The sequence below is a fragment of the Rhizobium sp. Rhizsp42 genome (assembly GCF_047304155.1).
Taxonomy (GTDB): domain Bacteria; phylum Pseudomonadota; class Alphaproteobacteria; order Rhizobiales; family Rhizobiaceae; genus Rhizobium.
This window is the reverse complement of record NZ_JBGLYS010000028.1, coordinates 1-21,921: the sequence shown is the minus strand read 5'-3', so window position 1 is coordinate 21,921 and position 21,921 is coordinate 1. Positions and strand designations below refer to the sequence as shown.

17 protein-coding genes and 1 pseudogene are annotated in these 21,921 nt (G+C 62.8%); 5 read left to right on the top strand and 13 right to left on the bottom strand.

Going from position 1 to position 21,921, the window contains the following annotated elements:
- Nucleotides 1-3: 3 nt before the first annotated feature.
- Both ACCD05_RS22905 and rpoH read left to right on the top strand, forming a co-directional pair.
- A complete protein-coding gene (locus tag ACCD05_RS22905) occupies nt 4-1,038 on the top strand; it encodes an RluA family pseudouridine synthase (protein ID WP_413395546.1) in 1,035 nt (344 codons plus the stop codon).
- Between the two features lie 162 nt (nt 1,039-1,200).
- Nucleotides 1,201-2,109, top strand: a complete 909-nt coding sequence (gene rpoH, locus ACCD05_RS22900) for an RNA polymerase sigma factor RpoH (RefSeq protein WP_018897070.1) — start codon at nt 1,201-1,203, stop codon at nt 2,107-2,109.
- Nucleotides 2,110-2,162: 53 nt separating this feature from the next.
- Here the strand turns inward: rpoH and ubiA are convergent, their stop codons facing one another.
- From ubiA to ACCD05_RS22885, 3 genes are all read right to left on the bottom strand, one after another.
- The gene (gene ubiA / locus ACCD05_RS22895; protein WP_413395543.1) at nt 2,163-3,077 is read right to left on the bottom strand and encodes a 4-hydroxybenzoate octaprenyltransferase; all 915 of its coding nucleotides are present in this window, start codon (nt 3,075-3,077) and stop codon (nt 2,163-2,165) included.
- 114 nt (nt 3,078-3,191) lie between these two features.
- The gene (locus ACCD05_RS22890; protein ID WP_413395541.1) at nt 3,192-5,666 is read right to left on the bottom strand and encodes a hypothetical protein; all 2,475 of its coding nucleotides are present in this window, start codon (nt 5,664-5,666) and stop codon (nt 3,192-3,194) included.
- Between the two features lie 60 nt (nt 5,667-5,726).
- Nucleotides 5,727-7,022 carry an adenylosuccinate synthase gene (locus tag ACCD05_RS22885; protein ID WP_047514597.1) on the bottom strand — a complete coding sequence of 432 codons (1,296 nt, stop codon included), beginning with the start codon at nt 7,020-7,022 and terminating at the stop codon, nt 5,727-5,729.
- A 199-nt stretch (nt 7,023-7,221) separates the two neighbouring features.
- On the opposite strand from ACCD05_RS22885, the gene ACCD05_RS22880 reads away from it, so the two are divergent.
- Nucleotides 7,222-8,133, top strand: a complete 912-nt coding sequence (locus ACCD05_RS22880; protein ID WP_413395539.1) for a DMT family transporter — start codon at nt 7,222-7,224, stop codon at nt 8,131-8,133.
- On the opposite strand, the gene ACCD05_RS22875 is transcribed toward ACCD05_RS22880, so the two are convergent.
- The gene (locus tag ACCD05_RS22875; protein ID WP_413395536.1) at nt 8,130-8,975 is read right to left on the bottom strand and encodes a GNAT family N-acetyltransferase; all 846 of its coding nucleotides are present in this window, start codon (nt 8,973-8,975) and stop codon (nt 8,130-8,132) included. The genes ACCD05_RS22880 and ACCD05_RS22875 overlap by 4 nt on opposite strands.
- A gap of 333 nt (nt 8,976-9,308) precedes the next feature.
- Between ACCD05_RS22875 and ACCD05_RS22870 the strand changes: the two genes are divergently transcribed.
- Nucleotides 9,309-11,171, top strand: a complete 1,863-nt coding sequence (locus tag ACCD05_RS22870; RefSeq protein ID WP_413395534.1) for an SGNH/GDSL hydrolase family protein — start codon at nt 9,309-9,311, stop codon at nt 11,169-11,171.
- Here the strand turns inward: ACCD05_RS22870 and ACCD05_RS22865 are convergent.
- The 9 genes from ACCD05_RS22865 to ung all read right to left on the bottom strand — a co-directional run bounded on the left by ACCD05_RS22865 (nt 11,117) and on the right by ung (nt 21,171).
- Nucleotides 11,117-11,743: a DapH/DapD/GlmU-related protein gene (locus ACCD05_RS22865; RefSeq protein ID WP_413395532.1), complete on the bottom strand. Its 627-nt coding sequence runs from the start codon at nt 11,741-11,743 to the stop codon at nt 11,117-11,119. The genes ACCD05_RS22870 and ACCD05_RS22865 overlap by 55 nt on opposite strands.
- On the bottom strand, nt 11,740-13,068 hold the full coding sequence (locus tag ACCD05_RS22860; RefSeq protein ID WP_413395530.1) for a hypothetical protein: 1,329 nt from the start codon (nt 13,066-13,068) through the stop codon (nt 11,740-11,742). The genes ACCD05_RS22865 and ACCD05_RS22860 overlap by 4 nt, the downstream gene beginning before the upstream one ends.
- Nucleotides 13,065-14,366, bottom strand: coding sequence for a hypothetical protein (locus ACCD05_RS22855; protein ID WP_413395528.1), 1,302 nt, complete (start codon nt 14,364-14,366; stop codon nt 13,065-13,067). The genes ACCD05_RS22860 and ACCD05_RS22855 overlap by 4 nt, the downstream gene beginning before the upstream one ends.
- Entirely contained in the window at nt 14,363-15,337 is a 975-nt protein-coding gene (locus ACCD05_RS22850) for an NAD-dependent epimerase/dehydratase family protein (RefSeq protein WP_413395526.1), read from the bottom strand. The genes ACCD05_RS22855 and ACCD05_RS22850 overlap by 4 nt, the downstream gene beginning before the upstream one ends.
- A 16-nt stretch (nt 15,338-15,353) precedes the next feature.
- The gene (locus ACCD05_RS22845; protein WP_413395524.1) at nt 15,354-16,562 is read right to left on the bottom strand and encodes a glycosyltransferase family 4 protein; all 1,209 of its coding nucleotides are present in this window, start codon (nt 16,560-16,562) and stop codon (nt 15,354-15,356) included.
- 210 nt (nt 16,563-16,772) lie between these two features.
- A complete protein-coding gene (locus ACCD05_RS22840) occupies nt 16,773-18,620 on the bottom strand; it encodes a Wzz/FepE/Etk N-terminal domain-containing protein (protein WP_413395522.1) in 1,848 nt (615 codons plus the stop codon).
- A gap of 154 nt (nt 18,621-18,774) precedes the next feature.
- Nucleotides 18,775-19,383 carry an alpha/beta hydrolase gene (locus ACCD05_RS22835; RefSeq protein ID WP_413395520.1) on the bottom strand — a complete coding sequence of 203 codons (609 nt, stop codon included), beginning with the start codon at nt 19,381-19,383 and terminating at the stop codon, nt 18,775-18,777.
- 14 nt (nt 19,384-19,397) lie between these two features.
- The gene (locus tag ACCD05_RS22830) at nt 19,398-20,330 is read right to left on the bottom strand and encodes a VOC family protein (RefSeq protein ID WP_413395518.1); all 933 of its coding nucleotides are present in this window, start codon (nt 20,328-20,330) and stop codon (nt 19,398-19,400) included.
- Between the two features lie 139 nt (nt 20,331-20,469).
- On the bottom strand, nt 20,470-21,171 hold the full coding sequence (ung, locus tag ACCD05_RS22825; RefSeq protein WP_413395516.1) for a uracil-DNA glycosylase: 702 nt from the start codon (nt 21,169-21,171) through the stop codon (nt 20,470-20,472).
- Nucleotides 21,172-21,331: 160 nt separating this feature from the next.
- Between ung and ACCD05_RS22820 the strand changes: the two are divergent.
- Nucleotides 21,332-21,921: pseudogene (locus ACCD05_RS22820) on the top strand (phosphomannomutase); the annotation flags it as partial.

Below are 21,921 nucleotides of genomic sequence, written 5' to 3'. Positions count from 1 at the left end.
GTCTTGAGCGACCCCTTTAAACAAGCAGCCGGCAATATGAAAGTCCTGACGGCGGATGAACATGCCGAAGGCCGGCTTGATGCGTGGATGACGGCTCAGCTCGGCGAGGAATTCTCCCGCAGCCGCGTCAAGGTGCTGATCAAGGAAGGCCAGGTCACGTCGAAGGGCGCAGTCGTCGCCGATCCGCAGAAGAAGGTCCGCCCCGGCGACGTCTTCGAGATCAACCTGCCCGAGCCCGAGGATCCCACGCCGAAGGGCGAGAATATCCCGCTCGACATTCTCTATGAAGACGACGACCTCATCGTCATCTCCAAGCCATCCGGCATGGTCGTTCACCCCGCCGCCGGCAACTGGACGGGAACGCTGGTCAACGCGCTGATCTATCACTGCGGCGACAGCCTGTCGGGCATCGGCGGCGTGCGCCGCCCGGGCATCGTCCACCGCCTCGACAAGGACACGACCGGCGTCATGGTCGTCGCCAAGAACGACGTCGCGCATCGCCACCTCTCCGCCCAGTTCGCCGACCACGGCCGCACCATGCCGATCGAGCGCGCCTATCAGGCCGTCGTCTGGGGCCGCCCGCGCACATTGACCGGCAGCATCGACGCACCGCTCGGCCGCGATACCGGCGACCGCACCCGCCGCGCCGTCAAGCGCCCAGGCACCGCCGATGCCGATGAGGCGATCACCCATTACGAAGTGATCGAGCGTTTCCACGAGACGCCGGATGCGCTGTCGCTCGCCTCTCTCGTCGAGTGCCATCTGGAAACCGGGCGCACTCACCAGATCCGCGTCCACATGGCCCATATCGGCCACCCCCTGCTCGGCGACACCGTCTATGGCGCAGGCTTCAAGACCAAGGCCAATCTTCTGCCGGAGGCCGCCAAGAAGGCGGTCAATGGTTTCGGCCGTCAGGCGCTGCATGCCTACATGCTGCAGTTCGAGCACCCGCGCAGCGGCGAGCTCATGCGCTTCGAGGTTCCCCTGCCCGACGATATGGTGGCGCTGGTCGATGCCTTGCGCAATGCCGAGCTGTAACGGCATCGTGAACCGGGCTTGAGCCTTGAACTACGGTTTCGCCACACTTATCTCTACACTGACTTCGTGCGGGCTTTGACAAAGCCGCACGTTCCCGGTTCGCCTTCAAGACGCAGGGACGCGTCCAAGCGGGGATCGGAATTCAGATAGGAGGGTGCAAGAATGGCCCGAAGCAGTTTGCCGTCCATTACCGCCGGCGAAGCCGGTCTCAACCGTTATCTCGACGAAATCCGCAAGTTCCCGATGTTGGAGCCGCAGGAAGAATACATGCTGGCAAAGCGGTATTCCGAACATGGCGACCGCGAGGCTGCGCATCGTCTCGTCACCAGCCACCTGCGTCTCGTCGCCAAGATCGCCATGGGCTATCGCGGCTATGGCCTGCCGATCGGCGAAGTCGTGTCCGAAGGCAATGTCGGCCTGATGCAGGCCGTCAAGAAGTTCGACCCGGAACGCGGTTTCCGGCTGGCAACTTATGCCATGTGGTGGATCAAGGCCTCGATCCAGGAATACATCCTGCGGTCCTGGTCGCTCGTGAAGATGGGCACCACCGCCAACCAGAAGCGTCTGTTCTTCAATCTGCGTCGCCTGAAGGGCCGTATCCAGGCCATCGACGAAGGTGACCTGAAGCCGGAACACGTGGCCGAGATCGCAACCAAGCTGCGCGTCTCCGAGGAAGAAGTGATCTCGATGAACCGTCGCCTGTCCGGCGACGCCTCGCTCAACGCGCCGATCAAGGCGTCGGAAGGCGACAGCGGCCAGTGGCAGGATTGGCTCGTCGACGATCATGACAGCCAGGAAGACGTGCTGATCGAGCAGGACGAACTCGACACCCGCCGGCGTATGCTGGCCAAGGCGATGAGCGTTCTGAACGACCGCGAACGCCGCATCTTCGAGGCACGCCGCCTCTCCGAAGATCCGGTAACGCTGGAAGATCTGTCGAGCGAGTTCGACATCAGCCGCGAGCGCGTGCGCCAGATCGAGGTCCGCGCCTTCGAAAAGGTCCAGGACGCCGTTCGCAAGGACGCGCTCGACCGCGCCAAGGCCGTCCGCGTCGTCGAAGCCACGGCGTAAGCGAACCAATCCCCAAAAGACAAAGGGCGGGTCTCACGACCCGCCCTTTTCGTTTACAGGGTTCCCAGCACTGCCGCGCCCGCCAGCAGCAAGCCCGTCAGGATATTCGCCAGGAACAGCCGATAGTTCACCTCTGGGCGAACAAGGTCGATCCGCCCGGTCTGCCACGCAAGATGGGCGGCAATCACCAGAATTCCGAGCATATAAGGCAGCGGCATCCCGAGCAGCCAGCCGCCGAGCGCCCATTCGCCAACGGCCAAGCCGTAGAAGAGGCCAATGATCGCCTTGCCATGCCGGCCAAACAGGATCGCCGTCGATTTCAGCCCAAGCCGGGTGTCATCCTTGACGTCGACATAGGCATAGACCGTGTCGTAGCCGATCTGCCATGCGATCGCCCCGCCCCACATCAGGATGGCCCCAAGCGGGATGTGTCCGGCGACCTCCGCCCAGGCCATCAGCATGCCCCAGTTGAACGCCGCGCCGAGAACGGCCTGTGGCCAGTGCGTGAAGCGCTTGCAGAGCGGATAGATGAAGACCAGCGGAACGACACAGATCGCGACCAGCCGTGTGTAGGGCGAAAGGAAGAACAGCAGCGACGCAGCTAACGCAAGCTGAACGGCGAGAAAGCTCAGTGCCTGCAGGATGCCAATCTGGCCATTCGCCAGGGGCCGGAAGCGCGTCCGCTCGACATGGCCGTCAAACTTGCGATCGGCGATATCATTGACGGTGGAACCGGCACTTCTCATCAACAAGGCGCCGAGAGAGAATATCACCAGCTCCCGAATATCGGGAAAGCCGTGCGACGCCTGAATGAGCGCCGCCCAGCACGGGAAAAGCGTAAGCCATATCCCGACGGGACGATCCAGCCGCGCCAGACGCGTATAGGGTCGCCATGCTCTGGGAAGCCTGCGCTCCACCCAGTCGTCGAGGTTGATATCGCTCAGATCCGGGCGGCTTGCAGCGGTCATCTTGTCCAAACTCCAAATCCAGAAGGCCCGGCAACGAAGTGGGCCGATCTCGTCAAAAAGGGCACGTCTTGCGACCTGCCCTTTCCTGTATTTGTTCAGTCTGGACGACCGCCCTTACTGGCTGGTCGAGACGTCGCCGGCTGCGTTCCATTCGCGGATCGCGGCGTTGAAGGCTTCGATGCCGGTCTGGCCTTTTTGCATGGTCAGAAGCGCGCGGCGGCCGTTGCGATAGGTGATCGGGATATCGATCCAGTCGCGCGTCGACAGAAGGTCGAGATTGGCCTTGCGGGCATCCGGGTAATCGTTGAGCGCGATCATGTGGAAGTCATCGGTGATCTTCGCCGGCACCGCGACAAGCGCGTCGCCGCGATCCTGCTCGGTCCGCTTCATCGAAATGCGCTGAACGCTGTCGATCGCGCCACCTTCGAAGTTCGCCGGCAGCGAGAACACCATCTCAACGATGTGGCTGGCCGGAAGCGACGGATCGGAATTGCGCTTGAAGTTGATCTGCGCCGTGAGGTTCCGCTCGGGCACCGTCAGCGTGCCCTGCACGGAAGCTTCCTGCTTGCCATCGGCGCCGGCCTCATGGTGCAGGCTCCAGATGATCGAGCCCTGGATCGCCGTTGGCGAGCTCTGGCCGATGCGCTCCTCATAGAGGAACATCTTTTCGCTGGAACCGGCAGGCGCGGTCTGCCCGGCGGCGGGCGGCGTGGCGGATGCTGCGGCACCAGGTGCGGCCGTGCCGGAAGCGGCTGCCGGCGGTGTCGTGCCTGCGGCGGCCGGTGCGACCGGGTCCGCGGAAGCGACATTCTGCTCGGCGACGGACTTGCCTTCGGCGACCTGCGTGCTTGGTGCGGCGGCCGGGCCGCTATCGACCTCGGTGCCATCGGCCATCAGCCGCTGCGTGAACTTGTTGCCGGCGGTCGAACCGTCGGCGGGGGCGGCGCCGTTCTGCGCGGCATCAGGCGTGGTTGCCGGCTTGGCATCGCTCGTCTGGTCCGCAGGCGCCGTGGTTCCGGCAACAGGCGGCGGCGTCTGCGCGGTCTGCGACGGTGCGGCACTGACCAGGCCCTTGACCATTTCGGTCAGCGCGGCCTGGTGCGTATAGGCGGCATAACCGCCGCCGCCGACAACGCCCAATGCGATCAGAAGCGCGATGATGGAACCGATGCCGAAACGACGGCGCTTCGGCTCCATACGGAAATTCTTGCCCTGGAACTTCGAGGCGATGTCATCGTCGCTGTTGCCAACCGACAGGCCATCGTCATCCTCGGCAACGACGCCGCGATTGTCGTAGCCGCGAAGCCTTGTTGCTTCCTGCCAGTCGTCGCCGGCGAGAGGCTCGTTTTTCGGCGTCGGTCCGCCATGAATTTCGGAGAAGAGATCGACATCCTCGTAGGATGTGGCAGCCGGTGTCTTCTTGTCGTTGTCGATCGGCGGCAGATCGTCGAACGCGGCCGCTTCCCAGGAGAAGCTCTCATTGGCGGCCGGCATCTTTGCCGATGCAGCCGGCACCGGCGCCGACGCATAGTCGATGCTCGAAACCACCTCGTCGAAGGCGCGCGCCGCATCATTGGCGGCAGGTGCTGCATGAGAGGTCTCGGAGAACTGGCGCAGCTCTTCGAGCGCCCAATCCGTCGGTTCAACCGTCTTCGTGGACGGTTCCGGCACTTCTTCCGCCGGCTCGTTCCACACCGGATCGAAATGACCGGCGGCGTCGGCGTGAATAGGATCGTCCTGCGTCTGTTCGACGAACTGATGCGGCGGCTCGAACACCGGAACCGGCTCGACGAGACGGTTGCTCAGGTCGAAATCGCGCGCCGCCGACTGCGCCCGCGGCGCATCGTCGATGACAGGCTCGGCATAGGGCTCAACGTCGGGCGCGGCAGCGAAATCATGGCCATGCGTCTCGCGCGCGGCGTCATACTGGTCCTCGACCGGCAGCTGCCAAGGCTCGACCGTCTCCGGCTCAGGCTCAGCGGCGGACACATGCGGCGCTTCCTCAAACACGGGCTCGTCATGCGAATGCGCGGGCTCGTGATAGATTTCCGGCTCAGGCCGAACTTCAGGCTCTTCGTGAACCTCGGCGGCATGCACCGGCGCCGGCTCTTCGTAAACCGGCTCCTCATGCACGACAGGCTCGTCAGCAACCGGAGCCTCGGGCTCGACGGGCGCTTCATAAGCCGGTTCCTCGTACGCGGGTTCTTCGTGCGCAGGCGCCTCGTAGGCCGGCTGCTCGTAAGCCGGTTCGGCCTCCGGTGCCTCTTCAGCGACTGGCTCGGGTGCCGCGGCAACCTCGGGCTCGCGCGCGGCTTCGGGCTCCGCCGGCGCTTCCGTCACCGACTCCGCGACAGCGGCCTGGTCATCGGCCGGCAGCGCATCGGCATGCTCGGCTTCGACTTCACGAATGGCGGCTTCGAGCTTTTCCAGCTGGCGCTGCAGCATGGCCTCGGGCGGACGCGGCTTCATGTTCTCGAGCTGCCGCTGTACGGCACCGCGAGCACGCTCGTAAACCTTCACCCGCATATCGGGAGTGTTGTCGGTCAGGCCGTCAACCGCCCGCCGGATAACTGCGATAAAATCCGCCATACGTACTTTCTCTAAGAGTGTGGTTCGCCGCGCGAACCACACAAATAATCATATAAAACCTTAATCCTCAAAAGGATCGGTCACAAGTATGGTGTCATCGCGCTCAGGACTTGTAGACAGGAGAGCGACGGGGGCGCCGATCAGCTCCTCAACCTGGCGGACATACTTGATCGCCTGGGCCGGCAGATCGGCCCAGCTGCGCGCGCCGACGGTCGATTCCTTCCAGCCCTCAAGCGTGATGTAGACGGGCTCGACGCGCGCCTGGGCAGCCTGGCTGGCCGGAAGATAATCGATCTCCTTGCCGTCGAGCTTGTAGGCGACGCAGATCTTCAGTTCGTCGAGACCATCGAGAACGTCGAGCTTGGTGAGCGCGATACCCGTGATGCCCGAGGTCTTCACCGTCTGGCGAACCAGAACGGAATCGAACCAGCCGCAGCGGCGCGGACGGCCGGTGTTGACGCCGACTTCGCGGCCGACGGTCGAAAGATGCTTGCCGACTTCGTCGTTCAGTTCGCACGGGAACGGGCCTTCACCGACGCGGGTCGTGTAGGCCTTGGTGATGCCGAGAACATAACCGATCGCCGTCGGGCCGAGACCAGAACCTGCGGCAGCCTGACCGGCAACCGTGTTCGACGAGGTGACGAACGGATAGGTGCCGTGGTCGTTGTCGAGCAGCGCGCCCTGCGCGCCTTCGAACAGGATGCGGGCGCCGGCCTTGCGCTGGTCGTCGAGGATACGCCAGACCTGGTCGACATAGGGCAGAACCTGATCGGCGACGTCGTTCAGTTCCTTCTCCAGCGATTCCACCGAGATTTCCGGCAGGCCGAGGCCGCGGCGCAGAGCGTTGTGGTGCGTCAGAAGACGATCGATCTTGGCCGGCAGCGCTTCCTTGTCGGCGAGGTCGATGGCGCGGATCGCGCGGCGGCCGACCTTATCTTCATAGGCAGGACCGATGCCGCGGCGGGTGGTGCCGATCTTGGTGCCGCTGTTGGAGGCAGCATCTTCACGGAAGCCATCGAGATCGCGATGCAGGGAGAGGATCAGCGGCGCGTTGTCGGCGATGCGCAAAATCTCGGGCGATACGTTGACGCCCTGGGCGCGCAGCTTCTCGACTTCGGCGACGAAATGATGAGGATCGACGACGACGCCGTTGCCGATGACGCTGAGCTTGCCGCGCACGAGGCCCGACGGCAGCAGCGCCAGCTTGTAGCTGACACCATCGATGACCAGCGTATGGCCCGCATTGTGTCCGCCCTGATAGCGCACGATCACATCGGCACGTTCCGAAAGCCAGTCGACAATCTTGCCCTTGCCTTCGTCACCCCATTGCGAACCGACCACAACTACGTTCGTCATTCACGTCTTCCTGTTAAAGGCGGATTTAACCGCTCCCTGCTCAAACCCGCGCATCTATAAGGCTTTGTTTTTGGGAAAGCGACCCTGTATTGCCGTCTGAATTGGCTTTTTACGTGACAAATCAGCTATTGGCAGGCTATTTGCCGCCGTAGTCGGAGGAAGTTCTGCGCCCGCGCAGCCGACCGGGAGAGAATCGGCCGTGCAGTTCGCCGCCTACATATGCCTTGTCGTTGCCGCGATGTGCTGGGGTGGCAATACCGTTGCCGGAAAACTGGCGCTCGGTCACGTCAGCCCGATGATGCTGACATCGCTGCGCTGGTTCGTCGCAACCGCGATCATTGCCGCCATATCCGTGCCGCAGCTGAAACGCGATTGGCCGGTCGTGCGCAAAAACCTCCCTCTGCTCTTCTTCTACGGCATCGTCGGCTACACGCTCTTCAATGCCATGCTTTATTCCGCGGTAAAATATACGACCGCCATCAATGTCGCAATCGAGCAGGCAGGCATCCCGATGCTGATATTCCTGCTCAACTTCCTATTCTTCCGCACCGGCGTGTCGCTCGCCCAGATCCTGGGCTTCGTGATGACCTTGCTCGGCGTAGCGTTGACGGCCGCCCATGGCAGCCTGACCACGCTTCTGGAGCTCGGTCTCAACACCGGCGACGGCCTGATGCTGGTCGCGGTCGCCGCCTACGCCGTCTACACGATCTTCCTGCGGTGGAAGCCGCCGCTCGACTGGCGCACGCTGATGGCCGTACCCGCGCTCGGCGCCACCATCAGCGCACTGCCACTTCTGGCCTGGGAGGCATCGAAGGGCGCGGCTGAGCTTCCCGATGGAACCGGATGGCTCATCACCATCTACACGGCGATCTTCGCCTCGCTGATGGCGCAGGTCCTCTACATCAAGGGCGTGGAATGGATCGGCGCCAACCGCGCAGCGCTCTTCATCAATCTGGTGCCCGTCTTCGGCACGCTGTTTTCAGTCGCGCTGCTCGGCGAAGCGCTGCAAACGTTCCACATCGTGGCACTGGTCTTGACGCTCGGCGGCATCGCCATCGCCGAGAAGGGCCGCCCCAACCGAACGGCGCCCGCCACGTCGGACGCGAGCTAGCCCAGCTCCAGCGTGGTGACGCCGAAGACATTCTTCAGCGGAACGGTGGGAACAGCACCGCGATACATGCGAGATGTCTCGAACACAGGCTCCAGCCCCATGCCGACGGCAAGCGCCACTGCTTCGCGATTGTCGGAGGGGATATCGATGAACACCCGCGCGCCCTTCGCCTCCTGCCCGAGCGTGGAAAGCAGTGCTGCGGCGCTATCCGCATCGGCGGCAAACAGCGGCCCGATCTTGTATCCGTCATAACAGCGGCGGATGGTGCCATAGCCACGGATCTTGCCGCTCTTGCGAACGACGGCCGTGCGCCGGTGCTTGCGGTTGGTGCACCATGAGGTCACGAAAGCCGGGCGCTGTGCCGAAAACACGCTGGCGTCATAGCGTACCAGCCCGTCCAGCTTGTCGGTCACGGGTGTAGCAGTCAGCGACGACGACGGCAGCGCGCCGATCACGCCGCCATAGCGAACCGTCTTGTAGGCTTCCTCGAAGCCGGCCTTGCGGTAATTCTCCTGCTGGGCAACGACACCGTCGAGCCCGATGCTGCGGCCATTCGCCGAGGCGATGCCGGCATCCCAGATCGCCCTGCCGTAACCCTTGCCGCGAAATTCCGGGTGAACCATGTAGAGCCCGAGAAAGGCCAAGTCGTCGCCATACTTGACGACGGAGATCGAGCCAACCGGGACTTCGCCGACCGCACCGACGAAAAACCCCGATGGATCCGCGTCGTGAAAGGGAAGCGAATCGTCGAGACCTGGATTCCACCCCTCCTGGCGCGCCCATTCGAGCACTAGCTCCAACTCACCGGGCCGCATGGGGCGAACGGCAAACTCCGAATTCATGCAATCTTCCCAATCAGGCCCACGGCGAGCGCACACAGGCGGCGTAATGTGATGAAATCAAGTCTAGCGGCCGCAATACGCGATCGATGACCAGGAAACATGTTCTTCGCGGAAGCGATCTGCATCGATCGACATGACGTCGGACACAGAAAACCTTCCGGCCGGAATCATCATGGAACAAGGAAACTGTAATCTCAAGATAATTACTTAAGAGACCATGAAGCTCACTGGGCTTTGCGAGGCTTGAACGGAAAAGAACTTGCACTGACAGGTCATCCCCGTCTCCCGGCACTGAATTAGGATATTTTTCCCAGTTCTTACAGGAGACCCGCAATGCTTCTCGGTATCGGCCTTTCGACTGCCCAATCCCCCGCTCCGCGACGCCCCGGCCCTCGCGCGATCATCGCATTCGGCGACAGCCTGACCGAGGGTGCCGGCGCATCATCCCGCGACACCACCTTCCCTGATATCGCCGCCAGCCTCTTCGATCCGCCGAGGACGATCATCAATCGCGGCATCGGCGGCCAGACCTCGACCGAGATCGCTGCCAGGCAAGGCGGCGTGCCGCTCAAGCTTGCCGTGGCTGGCGGCGATATCAGGAACCTCTATCCGCATACGCGCGACTGGATGAACCGCTTCGAGACCGGCATCGTCAATGGTCTCACCCACGAATGCGTCAACAAGAGCGCCGACGAGAACGGCCTGCCCTATGGCGACGTCAGGATCCATGGGACGGCGGCAGCCGGCTTCACCGACATCGGCCGACAAATCTACGGCGCCATCGCCGCCAACTACGCCGCGGAGCCGGGCACCCCCTGCACGATCTCAAGCGCGGTCCAGATGATCGCCGGCTCCACCTCGGGCATAGCGGGCATGCGCCTTCTGCTCATCGAGGCCGACGAACTCGGCGGCTACCTCGCCGAAATCGCCGCCCCCGCTTTCACCCTTGATAGAACGAGGAGCCACGTATCGGCGACGGCGACCAACACCCATGGCTTCATCCGCTCCACGCATCTGCTTGATATCATCCCGGGAAGCGCGATCGACATCACCCTGCGCATATTCCCCGGCCAGTTCGAACAGGGTGCGGCCGCGACCGCGCTGCAGCTGACACCCGGCGACGGCGAAATCCCCGCCTATCACCCCGAGTTCTCGCGGCTCTATCGTTTCGATCAGGACAACGACGGCTGGCTGCCCCGCATCCAGGACGGCCACGCAGCGCCGGTCGTCACGCGCGACGGCAGGCTGGTCGTCGAAAACGACGACGCTGGCGTGCTGCGCGGCTGCGAACTCGCCATCGCCGAAATCCCCGGCGGCCAGATCATCCCGGGCGGCAAGCTCATCCACATCGCCTTCGACCTCGAGATCCTCGACGGCAGCGGCCAGATCCATGTCGGCGGGCTCGGTGCACCGGGCGGCGGCTGGGCGACGACGACATCGGGCGGCGATCCGACGTGGCCGATCTCGGCAAGCGGCCACTATGAACTGGTCTTCACCGCCGGCAATCTCGCCAACGCCAATCCGACCTGCGGGGCAATCGCCTTCCTCAGCAGCGGCAGCCTTCTCCACTGGTCGCTCGACAACATCGTCATCGAATGGGGCGACGAGAGCCCACAAGTGGAGGTCCTCTATCAATCGATCGAGGCGCTGCACGGCGCCAATGGCGCCATCGGCCTGCGCGGCACACTGGCCGGCGTGGAGGGGACGCTGACGACCGATGGCGGCACGCGGCATCTCTTCACACGCAGTCATGCGGGCGATGCCGTGGCTGTCTCATACGCCACGCCCTTCCACCCCAGCGATGCAACCGCCGGCCAGATCCAATGGCTGTGGGCCGGCCGCAACAATGCGGCGACACCCGAGACCGTTCTCTCCGACATCGCGGCCATGGCATCCCATGCCCCAGGCGGCCGCTACCTGGTCGGCTCGATCCTGCCTTCCGCCTCGGATACCCCCGAAACCCGCCAGACCATCGCCACCCTGAACGCCAATCTGGCCGCCCTCTACACGACACGCTTCGTCGATCTCCACGCCGCCCTTACCGCCGCCGCGAACCAAACGACAGAGGACCAACAGGACATCGCCGCCGGCTTGGCGCCGAGGTCGCTACGTGCCGACGCGCTGCATCTGAACGACCAGGGCTATGCGATCGCCGCCGCAGCCTGGGTGACGGCGACCACGGCTATGGGCTGGTGACGAGCGCGGATCAGCCGCGCCGGATTGCCGGCATAAACGGTCCATGCGGCAAGATCGCTGAAGGAAACGCCCCGCGCGCCAAGCACTGCCCCCTCCCCGATCAAAACTCCGGGGCCGACAAAGGCTTCGGCTGCAACCCAGGCGTCAGCGCCAATGGTGATCGGTCGAGCCGTAAGCTGGAACGACGCATCATCGATATCATGCGAGCCGGTGCACAGATGCGCGCCCTGCGAGATCACCACACCGCGCCCGATGCGAACCGGCGCAATGCAATAGATGATCGCCCCGCGACCAATCAGCGTATTCTCCTCCATGACGAGATGCGGCGGATACCAGATCCGCGCCGATCCATGCACCCGCGCATTGCGCGCCAAACGCGCACCAAATAGCCGCAACAGAAACGCCCGCCACCGATGCAGCGGCGCCGGCGTCCACGCCGCCAGCAGCGCCCAGACGATCCCCCAAACCAACCGCAATGCACGATGCCCGACACTAAAGCTCGGCCCGCCCTCACGCGAGCCGGATCGGGCGGCGTCGAGTATGCCGAAATGTTCCTCCGCGCTATCTCTCATCGTCGCAACCGTTCCCTATAGAGCAGCGCCGTATAAGCTTGGTCCCGGACCGGCCGCGACAAAGCCAAAGCAACCGCGATCTGGCAGACGAACAACGGCAGCACGGCGCCGACGGGGCCACGCAAAAGGATCGGCAGCGACGAGGCGATGAGAATACGCAACACGCTGACGCCGCCGAACACGCCCCACTCCGCCATCAGCACCGACCGCAGCAACATGGCCGCAACGACACCGCCGAGCGCGACGCCTGCAAAGCCGAAATCCATGTAGAGATCGCAGCCGACGAAGAAGGACAGGTTCGGCGTCCCGTACATGCCCGCCGCAAACAGCTCGTTGCCGACATCAAGCCCGCCCACGACAGGCTTTCCGGGCCAGACCGCGCGCGGCACGAAGAACAACAGGATGGCGGTGAGCTTCTCGCCCCACATCTGATCATGCGTCGACATGAAGCGCACCGCATGAACCGCCATGTCGAAAACGTCGACCGAGGGAATATCGAAGAAGTTGCCGAAGACGGATATCTCGGAGAGACCACCCACGCCATCCAGTCCAAGCCGTGTGGTGACGTTCAGCACCGGAAAAAGGATCGTCAACGCCAACAGTCCGACGACATAAAACCACGCAGCTGAAACCCGGCCACCGCAAAGCGCCAGCATGACCGGCCCCCAGACGGCCAGCAGCATGAAGCGCGGCGCATTGAACGGATTTCGCGAGATCGCCAGCAAGGCGATAACGAGAAGCAGCGGCACGAGAGAAGTCAGTCGCGACCGGGCGCCATGAAACCGCACCGCGACAAGGCACGCGGTCACCGATTGCAACCCGAGAAAGAACAGGCTGCCGATAAAGGCCTGCGAAGGGTCCTGCTCCAGCCGCGACGACAACAGCCGCTCCATTCCGCCTTCGGATGCGACGAAGGATGCGAAGGCGAGACTGTTCAAGGCCAGCAGAACCGGCATCGGCAATATCGAACCACCCGCTTCGGAGGCCGGCTCGTCGCGCTCCATCGAGACAAACAGGAACGGCAGGCAGAAGAGCGCCACGATCAGCATCGCAGTAATGAACTCGTGCGGCTCATAGGCATAGGCCGTGATCGCCGTCGCGCCGCCGATCCGGTCCCGATGCATGCGCTGCAGCGGTGAGATCACGAAGTAGACAAAGAGGCAGAACCAGAAGACATCGCCGACCTGGAACTGGCGCGACCGAATCCGATACAGCCCGACCAGCACCATAAGAAACATCGGCAGCGTCAGCAGAACGACGAAGAGGCTGTCGGCGAACGGCAGATTGGCGAGATAGAGCGCCGCGACGGTCCAGAGCCTGATCATGCGCTGACCCTCAGTGTCTTCCGCCCGTCCGCTCGCCGGAACACCGAAGCCCAGATCACCAGCGCCCCAACCACATGCGCCACCACTTCCGCCACCGCCAGCCCGACAAGCCCAAGCAACGCCGCGAGACCGGCGCTCGCTGCAAAGCCGATCAACATGGCCAGCACGGCGGCAAGGGCCACGACGCGAAAGCGGCCAAGCCCTTGGGCAGCCTGCGCCAGCGTCTGCGACAGCGCCCCCGTCATCACCCCGACAGAAAAGAGCGCCACCACCAGACCCGATTGCGCAAAGGCGCCGCTCAACAGCAAGAAACAGCCGCCGCCAACCAGCATCAATCCAAGCGTCAACGCGATCGCAAGCAGCGTCGCCAGCTGCTGCGCCGCAAAGCCCGCTCTCACTGTGGCGCCAGCCGGTTGAAGAGCGCGGACCATGCCAGGAAAATGCGCGCGCCGCACAAACTCCAGAACCTGCGACGCAGCAGCCGCGATCTGCCTGCCATAGACGAACAGTCCCACACCCGCCTGCCCCAGAACCGCCGCGCAGACCACGATCTGAAACCGAAACGACAGCTGCCCCGGCAGGATCGCGAACAGAACGCCCAATCCCTCACGCGCAAACGCGCCGCAATCCGCGAAGCTGGTCGTCCCCACACGCATCGGGCAACCCAACCGCCAAAGCACGACCAGTTGCGCGACCACCGCGATGCCATAGCCCACCGATAGCGCCACCCCAAGGATCACGCCCGCATCGCCCGATTGAGCGCCGGCCGCGACCAGTGCGACAGCGGACGCGATATAGGCGAGCATCCCGGTCAACCCGCTGATGCCGCTGAGCCCCAGCCCATCGAAGATGCCCGCCGCATTGAACGCCGAGATCAACAGCGCCGGGATGGCGGCCGGAATATAGGCCCGCGAAAATCCGTCTCCGCCAATCCAGGCATAGATAAAGGCCGCCACCGACAGCACGAGCGCAACGCCAAGCCGAACAACCGATGCCTGCCAGTAGCAGCGCCGCGCCACATCGAGCATCTCGCCGTCCCCCGCGAGCGAAATCCGCCTTGCGACGACCACGGGCACGCCGAAGTCGACGATGATCAAAGCCAGGATCGCAAAAGAGAAATGCGTCGCGAACGCCGCCAGGAGATCGAGCGCGCCGAGATGGATCAGCCATGTCTGCGCCAGGAAGATCGATCCCTGCCCGACCGCGAAGCTCACGATCAACAACACCGCGTTGGTCGAGCCACGCGGCCGTCCGCCCATCGCCGAGAGCCTATCCCACTGGAGAAAGCCGCTTCTCACGCGGCACTCCGCAGCAGTTGGCTCTCGATCCACGCATAGGTCTTTTCCAGGCCATCCATCAGGCGCTGCGTCGGCCGCCAATGGAGGGTCTCGGCAATCAGCCGATTGTCCGATCTGCGCCCGCGAACGCCCGTCGGGCCGGTCACATGCCGCTTGTGCAGCCGCTTGCCGGCGATCTCGCACACCATATCGACCAAGCGGTTGATGCTCACCATCTCATCCGAGCCGATATTGACCGGCCCGGCAAAATCCGAGCGCATCAGCCGGATCGTGCCCTCGATGCATTCATCGATATAGAGGAAGGAGCGTGTCTGCAGGCCATCGCCCCAGATCTCGATCTCGCCGCCATGGTCGGCCCGCGCCACCTTCCGGCAGATGGCCGCCGGCGCTTTTTCCCTACCGCCGTCCCAGGTTCCCGATGGGCCGAAGATGTTGTGGTAGCGGGCGATGCGGCAGGTCATGCCGTAGTTGCGGGCATAGGACTGATAGAGCCGTTCCGAAATCAGCTTCTCCCAGCCATATTCGCTGTCGGGTGCTGCGGGATAGGCGGACGTTTCCTCGCAGTTCGGGTTATCGGGATCAGCCTGGTTGACGGCGGGATAGACGCAGGCCGAGGACGAGAAGAACACGCGGCCAACGCCGCGCCGACGGCACAGATCGGCGATGTTAAGATTGATCGTTGCCGAATTGTGGATGATGTCGGCATCGTGCTGGCCGGTGAAAATATAGCCGGCCCCGCCCATATCGGCCGCGAGCTGGTAGACCTCGTGGAAATTGCGATCCACCACCCGTTCGCAGAGGTCGATTTGCCTGAGATCTCCGACGATGAATTCGTCGGCCACGCTTTCCTCATAATCAGGCAATTTGAGATCGACGCCGCGAACCCAGAAGCCGTCGCGCTTCAGTCGGGCAACGAGGTGGCTGCCGATAAACCCTCCGGCGCCGCAGACAAGTGCAGTCTTCTCCAGCATGCAACGCCCCCCAGCGCTAGATTGCCTGTTTCTCCATCTGATAAAGGCCGGCGAAAATGGCCTCGAAACGGTCGGTAATCGGCTCGATCGCGAAATGTGCGCGGGCATAGGCGTGACCATTCGAGCCAAGCCTGCGCCGCAGCCCAGCATCGTCAGCGAGCTTTCGAAGATTGCCTATAAACCCCGCCGCATCATCAGGATCCGACGCAAGACCGGCATCAGCGCGCTCGATGAGCCGTCGCGCCAGGTTGTTGCGTGGAACGGAGGCCAGCACCGGCCGGCCGCATCCAAAATAGGTCAGCACCTTTGATGGCACGCAGAAGGCCCCAGCGCCCTCTTCGATCATCGCGACCAGAATATCGGCTGAGCCGAGCACATCGGGCAGATCGGCAAACGGCACCCAAGGCTTTACGCGCAGATTAGTGATACCCTCCGCGGCTGCCCTGCGCGCCAGGCTTTCAGCAATCGCGCCCTCGGAATGGACATCGATCGCAATAGGCAGCACTTTCGCCGCCTGCAGCAGCAGATCGGGATTGTGCTTGTAGCCGAGCGTGCCGGCATAGATCGCGCGGATCGGACTATTGCCGCTTTCGCTCTCGGACGCTGCCCGTTGGGCTAAGCACATATCCTCCAGCGGCGCCCAGTTCTCGATGACGGATATCCGATCGGGCGTGATGCCGTTCACTAGGAGATAAGGAACGAAGTCGTCGGTGATCGCGACGACATGATCGCTTGCCCTCAGCAGACCGAATTCCAGCCGCTGATATCGGCGCGCCACCGCATTCCCGATCAGCGGAAACGCTGCTGGCAGGAAGCGGCCGATGGCCTCGCTATAGATATCCTGAAGCCAGAACACGAACCGCGCTCCGCAGGCGCGCGCAGCCTTGTGAATGACGGCTTGCGTATCGAGCGGCGCATTGGCGGAGAGCACGATGTCAGGCTGAAACCGCCTGATCTCAGCGGCCACCAGCCGTCCAAACTCGATCTCTTGCGCCCGCCGCTTCAGGAAGCTCGATTTCTGGAACGGCTCGGACAATGAAAGGCCGGCGATACGAAACCCTGACGGATCATCCGGCCGCGCGGCGAGATCACCCTTCGGCGTCTGGAAGCTTTCGGAATAGACGTGGAGAACCTCATGCCCTCGCCGTGCAAGCGAACGGGCAAGCTGCACCTGAAACGGATGACCGGAATAATCATGGACGAGAATGCGCCTTGCACGGACCATGCGTCGCTCTTCAACGAATGAGTGAAATCGCTATTTCAAATGCCTGCAGTCGAGCGCCACCGAGAAAAGCCGGGGCGCAGCCATGACGCGAATAAGGTTGCATTGATGAATGAATTAAACCTTTAGTAACACAATCTGCATGTCAAGCGCATGCCGCCGATAAACGTCTGGATTGCACCTAAAGAGGTAGGCCAACGGACACCGCTTAGACTATCCAGCATAGGCCGTGCGCCACAGAGGCTTGGCCTTGAAGCTGAACCAGTGGCGCTGGTCCTGCCCGTTCAGCACCGCGATCACAGGCGTGCCGCCGCCGACATTCCCCTTCAGCGCCGCCACCGCCTTGCGCGCGACGTTCTGCGGCGTCCGCGCCCAGCGAACCACGAAGAGCGCGACATCGCAGAGTCTCGCCAGATAGAGCGCATCCACCGCCGCCTCGACCGGCGGCGTGTCGATGACGACGTAGTCGAAATGCAGCCGCGCCCGAGAGAGAAGCGCCCGCACCCGCGCGCTCATCAGCAGCTCGTCGGTCGCAAACTCCGCCGGCCGCGCGCCCAGTATGACGGAGAGGTTCGTGGCGTGATCGACCGCCACCATGCTGGCGAGCCCAGGATCGGCCTCGCCGCGCAGAAGATTGACGAAAGCGGGCGTCGGCTCGCGATCGACATGACGATGAATGCTGGGCTTCCTGAGATCACAGTCGATGAGCAGCGTGCGCTTTCCCGCAAGCGCGTAGGTGCGCGCCAGCGCCGTCGCGAGCGTCGATTTGCCCTCCCCCGGAAGGCTGGAGGACACCATGATGACGATGCCCTCCTCACGGGCATCCTCCAGCACAGGATGTCGGTTGAGAAGCGCCTGCTCGACCGAAACCCGGATACGCCGGATCGATTCTGAAAAGACCGAAAGCGGCGCCGTCATGATCCGGTCGGAGAGCCCGCGCCCATGCGGCCGCTCCAGCTCGCCACCCTCTTCATGCGGCACGACCGAGGCCAGCTGGATGTTCAGCACCGCCTCGACCTGATCCTCCCCGGTAAATCCGCCAACGAAGAACTCCCGCAGAAAACCCGCCCCGATACCGAACCCAAGCGCGACGAGGCTCATGACAGCAAGGACCGCAGCAACCCTCGGATAGGATGGCTCGATCGGCGGTAAGGCCTCCGAAATCACCCGGCTGTCTGCCAGTTGCAGGCTGGCCTGCGCCTCGAAATCCTGCAGTCGCGTGAGGAGGTTCTGATATTGCGCCCGCGCGATCTCAGCCGATTGCTGCAGGCTGTAGAACTGCGTCAACGTCTCGGAGGGCGGCGGCAGCTGCGGCGTGCTTGTCGGTAGCGTGGCCGCCCGATTGAGCTGCGCATCTGCGACGCGCAAACCCATATTGCCGTTGCTGAACGCATCGCGCATGCCGGCATTGGCGGCAAGGAAGGCATCCAGCCGCCCCTCGTGGCTCGCAAGGCTGTCCTTGGCGGCGCTCACCCGGGCCTGCAGGCTGTTGCGGGCCGCGATCGTGCCCGCCACCTTGGCGTCGATCTGATGCCTGATGTAAACCGACGCTACGCGATTGGCGAGAAACGCGGCCTTCGCGGCATCCTCGGACGTGACGCCAACGGTAATGAGATAGGTCAGCCCCTCGCGACGGACACGGACCGCCTCCTTGAACGAGGCCAGCGTTTCGCGCTCGGCGTCATCGGTAGTCTGGGAGGATGCGCCGCCGAAGCGAGCAAAGATGCCCGTAAGATAGCCGGATCGCGGCGCGAACTCCGGATCATCAGTGAGCTTGCCCTCACGCACGACATCCAGGAGCACCGCGTCGGACTGCGCGATCCGCACCTCCCCCTCCACCCGCGCATTGTCGGAAGCATTGGCGATTGCCGCGCTATCAGGCGCCAGCAGGTTCTTGGCGCTGGTGTCGACGACCACAAGCGCCTGCGCGGTATATCGCGGCGTCAACACCGTCAGGACGATAGCGGTCAAAGAGAGAATGGCGGCCGCAGTGGCCAAGACCACCCATATCTGGCGACGGAGAAGGCCCAAGATCATCCTGAGGTCGGCAATATCGCTCATACGAATGCATTTCCTCGGACAATGAAACCCTATACCCGCTCCAGTATCAATGATGAAAAATTACCACAGAAGATTGAAGGCATGACCCTAGATCAAAGTGGTAGTGCGCAGGAAGCCATCGGGCAGACCCCGAAAGGTCTGCCCGATAATGTTCTTACCTGTACGGCTCGAAGAGCGCCTTGATCGCATCGACCTCGTTCGGCCGGATCTCGTGTCCGCCCGGATGCCATACGGTGGTCACCTCAGCCTTCTGGCGTTCATAGTAATCGGCCAGCGCCTTCGTGACCGGCACGGGGCTGATCGGGTCGCGCTCGCCAGCGGTGATCAGGATCTTGCGTCCAGCCAGACCTGCGTTGGCCTTCGGCTGGAAGGGAATGAGCGGATGCATCAGCGCAGACGCATCGAACACCCCCTTCTCGATCAGCACGTTGGCGAGAATGTTGGCGCCGTTCGAAAAGCCCAGTCCGAGGATCGCCGAAGCCTGGTGCTCCCTTGCGAGCTCGCTGACGTAACCGGCCAGCTTGTCGGTCGCCCGCGCCAGATCGGCCATGTCGTAAACACCCTCGCCGGTGCGCTTGAAGAAGCGCGCGGCGCCGTATTCCGAAACGTCGCCACGCGGCGAGACAATGGTTGCCTCGGGCAGAAGCTGCCGCGCGAAGTCGAAGAACTGGTTCTCGTCCCCGCCCGTCCCATGCAGGGTGAAGAGAACAGGCTTGCCCGCGGCACCGGCATGCAGCCGGTGCACATATCCATGATCGGTCATATCGATATCCTTACTTATGCTTCCAGCGGTTCGAGATGCTGTTCGAGCAGCGAGCGCAGATGCTCGTGCTGCGTCGGCAGCTTCAGCGCTTCGCCCAGATGCGCCGTATCCTCGTCCCGGTCGAAGCCCGGTTCGTTGGTGGCTATTTCAAACAGCACGCCGCCTGGCGTGCGGAAGTAGATCGCCCAGAAGTAATCGCGGTCGATAACCGGCGTCACCTGGTATCCGGTGTCCATCAGGGCCTTGCGGACCTCCAGCTGCTTCGCGCGGTTTTCGACGGCGAAAGCGACGTGATGCACAGAGCCGGCACCCGGAAGCGCCCGCGAGATGTTCGGCATCGTCTCGAGATCGATCAGGTGCGCGCCGTTGCCGCCAGGAATGGTCAACCGCTTGACGCCGTCGCGTTCCTCTTGGACCTGATAGCCCATGAACTTCAAGAGTTCCGATGTCGCGCCGTCGTCGCGCAGCCGCATGGCGACCGAATGGAAACCGCGGATCGCGTGATCCTGATCAACGCCGCCATGCGTCCAGGGCAGACGGGCATCGTCCTTGACCTCGACGAGCGCGAAGCCGTCACCATCGGGACCGGCAAAGTTCAGCCGCTTCTCGCCGAATGTCTCCTCGGCCTTCAGACCGGTCACATTCAGCTTGGCGAGGCGATCGCTCCAGAAGCCGATCGAACCCTGCGGAATGGAATAGACCGTCGTTCCCACTTCGCCGGTGCCCGGACGGCCCTGCGCCATCTTCGGGAACGGGAAGTAGGTCATGATCGTGCCCGGCGCACCGTTCTCGTCGCCATAATAGAGGTGATAGACATCGGGCGCGTCGAAGTTGACGGTCTTCTTGACGCGGCGCAGGCCGAGCGCGTTGGTGAAGAACTGATTGTTCGTCTGGGCGTTCGCAGCCATCGACGTAACGTGGTGAAGACCCTTGATCTGGTCGAGCATTTGAGACCCCTTTCTGGCCCGCCTGGCGGGCTGTTCGATGGGTCATAGATGATCCTTATCCGGCCGTTGGAATAGTCCCAGCGACCGGAACGCATTGTCTACTTTTAGTGAACGACAGCACGATGTCGTTCATCGCAAGCTATTCATCGGCAGGATTCTCGGGAAGCTGCCAGTCGATCGGCGAACGGCCATGCTCCTTGAGAAAGGCATTCGCCTTGGAGAAGTGATGGCAGCCGAAAAAGCCGTTATGCGCCGAAAGCGGCGACGGATGCGGCGATTTGAGAACGAGATGCCTTGATGTGTCGACGAACGCAGCCTTGCGCTGCGCATAGGCGCCCCACAATATGAAGACCACGGCATCGCATTCATCGTTGACCTTGCGGATAACAGCGTCGGTGAAAGTTTCCCACCCCTTGCCCTGATGCGATGCGGCCTGCGCCTCCTCGACCGTCAGCACGCTGTTCAAGAGAAGAACGCCCTGCCGCGCCCAATGTTCGAGAAAGCCGTGGCGCGCCGGCGTAATGCCGAGATCGGCCTGCAACTCCTTGTAGATATTGACCAGCGACGGCGGAATTCTGATGCCTGGCTGCACGCTGAAACACAGACCATGCGCCTGGCCTGCGCCATGATAGGGGTCCTGCCCGAGGATCACGACCTTCACATCCTTAAGCGGCGTCAGATCAAGAGCCCTGAAATATTCCGGCCCTCTCGGAAAAATCCGTTTCCCCATCTGCTTTCGCTCGATAAGGAAGTTTTTCAGCCTTTGCATGTAGGGCTGTTCGAACTCGTTGGACAAGGCGCTCTTCCAGCTGTCTTCGAGTGCGATCGTCTGTTCATTCATGCAATTGCCTCCACCGGCTCGCCAAAACGAGCTGTAAACTTGCGTCGAAAAAGGATTTGGCGGATATTTTACCGGTCGCCTGCCATCAAAGTTTACGAACGTTGAGTAGTCTGCTTTCAAAACACGGTCGAATTCAAGCGTTGCCGAGGGCTTATTCAGAATGAAATTTGGGACAAGCGGGCTTCGAGGCCTTTCCGAGGATCTGAAAGGCCGGGCTTCGGCGCTCTATGCGACGGCGTTTGGCCGCTATCTCATCGAAAGCGGCCGGGCAAAAGCGGGAGACCCGATCCTTATCGGCCGCGACTTTCGTGATTCCAGCCCTGAGATATCAGCCGACTGCATCAAGGCACTCGGCAAGCTCGGCTTCGCGATGATCGATTGCGGCGCGGTGCCGACACCGGCGCTGGCGCTCTACGGCCTGCATCTCGGCGCCGCCTCGTTGATGATCACCGGCTCCCACATTCCGGCCGATCGCAACGGCATCAAGTTCTATCGGCCGGATGGAGAGATCGACAAGGCCGATGAAGCCGCAATCACCGCGGCGGCAACCGATCTCGACCGCACCGGCTTCGAATGGCCGCTGAGCGACGTTCGGGCCGAGGATCGGTCGGCCGAGTGTGTCTCTCTCTTCACGAAACGCAACGCCAGCCTGTTGCCCGCCAATGCACTCGCGGGCCTGAAGGTCGGCGTCTACCAGCACAGCACCGTCGCCCGCGATCTCATGGTCGGCCTGCTTGAGCACTTCGGCGC

Excerpts from the sequence above, each read along its gene's own strand:
- ACCD05_RS22835 (WP_413395520.1), bottom strand. The coding sequence starts at position 19,383 with ATGACCGATCATGGATATGTGCACCGGCTGCATGCCGGTGCCGCGGGC.
- ACCD05_RS22890 (WP_413395541.1), bottom strand. The coding sequence starts at position 5,666 with ATGGCGGATTTTATCGCAGTTATCCGGCGGGCGGTTGACGGCCTGACC.
- ACCD05_RS22830 (WP_413395518.1), bottom strand. The coding sequence starts at position 20,330 with ATGCTCGACCAGATCAAGGGTCTTCACCACGTTACGTCGATGGCTGCG.
- ACCD05_RS22875 (WP_413395536.1), bottom strand. The coding sequence starts at position 8,975 with ATGAATTCGGAGTTTGCCGTTCGCCCCATGCGGCCCGGTGAGTTGGAG.
- ubiA (WP_413395543.1), bottom strand. The coding sequence starts at position 3,077 with ATGACCGCTGCAAGCCGCCCGGATCTGAGCGATATCAACCTCGACGAC.
- ung (WP_413395516.1), bottom strand. The coding sequence starts at position 21,171 with ATGAATGAACAGACGATCGCACTCGAAGACAGCTGGAAGAGCGCCTTG.
- ACCD05_RS22860 (WP_413395530.1), bottom strand. The coding sequence starts at position 13,068 with ATGATCAGGCTCTGGACCGTCGCGGCGCTCTATCTCGCCAATCTGCCG.
- ACCD05_RS22840 (WP_413395522.1), bottom strand. The coding sequence starts at position 18,620 with ATGAGCGATATTGCCGACCTCAGGATGATCTTGGGCCTTCTCCGTCGC.
- ACCD05_RS22850 (WP_413395526.1), bottom strand. The coding sequence starts at position 15,337 with ATGCTGGAGAAGACTGCACTTGTCTGCGGCGCCGGAGGGTTTATCGGC.
- ACCD05_RS22885 (WP_047514597.1), bottom strand. The coding sequence starts at position 7,022 with ATGACGAACGTAGTTGTGGTCGGTTCGCAATGGGGTGACGAAGGCAAG.
- rpoH (WP_018897070.1), top strand. The coding sequence starts at position 1,201 with ATGGCCCGAAGCAGTTTGCCGTCCATTACCGCCGGCGAAGCCGGTCTC.
- ACCD05_RS22870 (WP_413395534.1), top strand. The coding sequence starts at position 9,309 with ATGCTTCTCGGTATCGGCCTTTCGACTGCCCAATCCCCCGCTCCGCGA.
- ACCD05_RS22865 (WP_413395532.1), bottom strand. The coding sequence starts at position 11,743 with ATGAGAGATAGCGCGGAGGAACATTTCGGCATACTCGACGCCGCCCGA.
- ACCD05_RS22845 (WP_413395524.1), bottom strand. The coding sequence starts at position 16,562 with ATGGTCCGTGCAAGGCGCATTCTCGTCCATGATTATTCCGGTCATCCG.